General features: G+C 65.9%; 4 protein-coding genes. 2 read left to right on the forward strand and 2 right to left on the reverse strand.

Annotated features, from left to right (window positions below; genetic code table 11):
• Both CKO28_RS28150 and CKO28_RS26995 read left to right on the forward strand, forming a co-directional pair.
• A partial coding sequence (locus CKO28_RS28150) for a hypothetical protein (protein WP_207168956.1) occupies positions 1-213 on the forward strand: 213 nt, incomplete at its 5' end.
• Positions 214-673: 460 nt separating this feature from the next.
• Positions 674-2,398 (forward strand): calcineurin-like phosphoesterase C-terminal domain-containing protein, encoded by a 1,725-nt coding sequence (locus CKO28_RS26995; protein WP_200344502.1) that lies wholly within the window; start codon positions 674-676, stop codon positions 2,396-2,398.
• Positions 2,399-2,513: 115 nt separating this feature from the next.
• Here CKO28_RS26995 and CKO28_RS29020 read toward each other — a convergent pair whose 3' ends face one another.
• Positions 2,514-2,639 carry a hypothetical protein gene (locus CKO28_RS29020; protein ID WP_274611102.1) on the reverse strand — a complete coding sequence of 42 codons (126 nt, stop codon included), beginning with the start codon at positions 2,637-2,639 and terminating at the stop codon, positions 2,514-2,516.
• 479 nt (positions 2,640-3,118) lie between these two features.
• Positions 3,119-3,573: UPF0149 family protein (locus CKO28_RS27000; protein WP_200344504.1), on the reverse strand; the 455-nt coding region annotated here is incomplete at its 5' end.

Below are 3,573 nucleotides of genomic sequence, written 5' to 3' on the forward strand. Positions count from 1 at the left end.
TCTTTCCGCGGTCTCCAGCCCCCGAGGGAGATGTGGGCGGCCCTCCTGGATCAGGGCCGCGTCGACCAGAACCTGTGGGAAATGGCGTTACGGCAAATCCGCAAGCATGGATGCAAGGCCTGCCATCATCGTTGTCACGCACCAGGTAGTGGTGGTTCAGTCGGCAGCGTCGTGCAGTCGACGCGCGACGCGCTCGGCCGCGGCACGGCATGATCCGTTTTCAGGGCACGGCTGGCGACCGTTGATGCATGTCTCCGCGACCCGGTTGAAGATAAGACGCGCCGCCCCCCGTGCCCTTCGTCGAACAGGCGTTCAGCCTCGACCAGCAGGTCCTCGCACGTGCGTGGGGCCGTCCGCAGCATGAATCCAGCATAGCAATCATATTCGGGTGTGCAATTTCAGACTCTTTTGAGGCTGAATTCGGCCGTGTGTGCCAGAGCGCGCTGGGTTACCCTAGCCGCATCAAATGGTATGCGGGGCGGTTCACGTGCACGAGCCTCAGGCAGGAGACCCGCTCGCACATGTTATCCGCTAACCACCCGCGATAGCGGGTTCGTTCAATCGTCATATCGGTCTAATTCGCGTGTCATCATCAAGGTCCGGAGTTCGATCCGCGCGCGCTGCCGAGCGCCAGCGCGAGACACAGCCAACCGGATCAGGGAGGAGCAAGCCAATGGACAATCCACGCACCCGCCTGCTGACCGCCGCGCTGACGGCGGCGACGGCCCTGACGCCCGCGGGCGCAGCTCTGGCGCAGTCCGACGCGGGCAAGACGGCGACCGGCCGCGTGTTCCTGGACGGCAACCGCAACGGCGAGCTGGACCAGGGCGAACAGGGGGTCGAGGGCGTGGCCGTTTCCAACGGCCTCGAGGTCGTCACCACCGACGAAGACGGCCGCTACAGCCTGGCGGTCGACGGGCAGACGATTATCCGCATGACCAAGCCCGCCGGCTATGCGGTGCCGACCAACGAGAGCGAACTGCCGCAGTTCTATTACATCCACGATCCCGACGGCTCGCCCCACGACTTGCGGTATCCGGGCGTCCAGCCGACCGGCTCCCTGCCCGACCAGATCAACTTTCCGCTGCACGAGGCCGAGAAGACCGAGAGCTTCGAGGCGATCCTGATCTCCGACCCGCAGCCGCAGAGCGGCCGGGAGATCGACTACATCCGCGACGACGTGGTCAGCGAACTGATCGGCACGGATGCCAAGTTCGGGATGACCACCGGCGACATCATGTTCGACGACCTGTCGCTGCTGCCCCGATACAACGCGGTGATCGGGCAGATCGGCGTGCCCTGGTGGAACGTGCCCGGCAATCACGAAATGAACTTCCAGGCCTCGGGCGACAAGCACGCGACCGAGACCTTCAAGCGCGTGTACGGGCCGACGTACTATTCTTTCGAGTACGGGGCGGCACACTTCATCTCGCTCGACAACGTCGATTATCAGGGCAAGAACGTCGGCCGGGAGGAGCCGCGCTACCGCGGCGGCGGCGTCTACGAGGGCCGGATCTCCAACCGACAGCTCGAATGGCTGAAAAACGACCTGGCGCTGGTGCTCAAAGACGAGCTGGTGTTCCTAGCGATGCACATCCCGCTCAAGACCTACCTTGGCGACGGCGCCAACGTGAACACCGTCAACCGGCGCGAGCTGTTCGACATCATCGAGGATTACCCGAATCTCTACGCCGTCGCCGGTCACACCCACACCAGCGAGCACCACTACTTCGACGAGGACGACGGGTTTGACGGCAAAAAGCCGTTCCACCACCATGTCCTGTCGACCGTCTCCGGCTCCTGGTGGTCAGGGCCCAAGGATGCCCGCGGCATCCCGGACGCCGTGCAGCGCGACGGCACGCCCAACGGCTACCACGTGCTGGAGGTCGACGGCACGAACGTGGAGGTCCGCTTCAAGGCGGCGAACAAACCGGCGGACCATCAGATGCGCGTGATGTTCGACACCGCCCACCACACCCACAACGCCCATATCTATGGCGACTACGACATGGGCGAGCTGCTGGACGGCGACATGACGGCGGATAAAGTTCCGGCCGCCAGCCTGCTGGTCAACCTGTTCGACGGCGGGCGCCGGTCGCACGTGGAATTCAAGGTGGCCGGCGGCGGCTGGCGCGACATGACCCACGTCCGGCAGATGGACCTGCACGCCAACGAGCTGTTCCAGCGCAACGCAGGCACCGTGAAGCCCTGGGTCGAGGCCGAGCCGTCCTCCCACATCTGGAAGGCGGATCTGCCGGACGAGATCGGTCCCGGCACCTACACCGTGACCGTCCGGGCAACCGACGAATTCGGCAACACCCACCACGCACATAAGGTGCTGGAGGTCCGCGGCACCGGCCTGGAGCAATCTCTCAACGCCGGCGACGGCAAAACCTGAGCTGAGGCGCGTCGCTTCAACGTCGGCGTCTGGAAGGAACGGCGGCCGTGCCGGGCCGCACGGCCGCCGTTTCGTGTACACGGCCTGCCTGGCTTCAGCATCGGCTGGCTGCCCGTTACTTCCCATACCCTTCCGGATGCACCGGGAAGCTGGGATCCTGGGCCTGACCGGCGTTGTTGTGCGCCAATTGCTCGAGCCGGTCGAAGCCCCCCTGGTCGATGTGCGGCCAGTAGAGGTGCATATCGGAAGATTAACAGAATGGCTCATCCCGTTAATTCCGGTGCTACTAGATGTTGAATCAGGGCGGACCCGCCAAAGGGGGCTTTTCGGACTGGTTTTCCGCTGAGGTTTGGCTCGGCGAGGAGTTCAACGAGAGCGCCGCAACAAGGGTTACAGCGGATCTGGGCTACAGGCCCAACCTAGCGGGTGTGCGGCACCGTTACGCCGCGGCGGTGATGAGCTTGTAGGGTGCTGGCTGGCTGACGCATCGCGCCCCAGAGGTCGGGCTCGCGCGTCAACACCCAATGCCAATGGGGCGTACCGGGCGCTTACGACCCATCGACGGATACCTGACGCGCGATTCCCAAACCGGGCCGAGCAGGCCGACCGCCCGCGCGCCCATGAAGCGCGCCGAAGGGCGGTCGGCCGTCGGCGAGGGCCGGGCTTGGGGAGCGCGCTGTAAGCGGCGCGAGCGCTCCACAGCCGCAAACGGTTGACCGGCTACCGGCTTGAACGGCTGGCTTTCGCGCGGTCGGGCATCCAGTAGCCGCGCAACGTGACGACGGCGGCGGCGATAGTGGGCGCCGGGTTGCCTTCGGGCAGCGACAGGTTGACGGCCTTGGGGCCCAGCAGCGCGCGGGCAGTCGCCGGGGAGGCGTGCGCCAGGATCGGGTCAATCATCCGGAACTCCGCCCGGCTTGTGTCGAGCAGACGCTTCCAGAGCCGCCGGCGCGGCCGGACCGCCCGACCGAACCCGTCGCACCACGGGGTTGGGTCCGTATGGCCGTCGGCCGTGCGGCCGAACCGCGGCGCATAGGCCCGCGGCTGGTCGGACAGGGTCGTAGCGATCCGGTTGTACTCCACGGCGATCCCCTGGACCGCGCGCAGGGCCTCGGTGTCCTCGGTCAGGCTGAGGTCCGCCCTGGGGCCCAGCACCTCGGGCAAGAACTGCTGGG

Origin of the sequence: Rhodovibrio sodomensis, from assembly GCF_016583645.1 — a bacterium.
Classification (GTDB): Bacteria; Pseudomonadota; Alphaproteobacteria; order Kiloniellales; family Rhodovibrionaceae; genus Rhodovibrio; species Rhodovibrio sodomensis.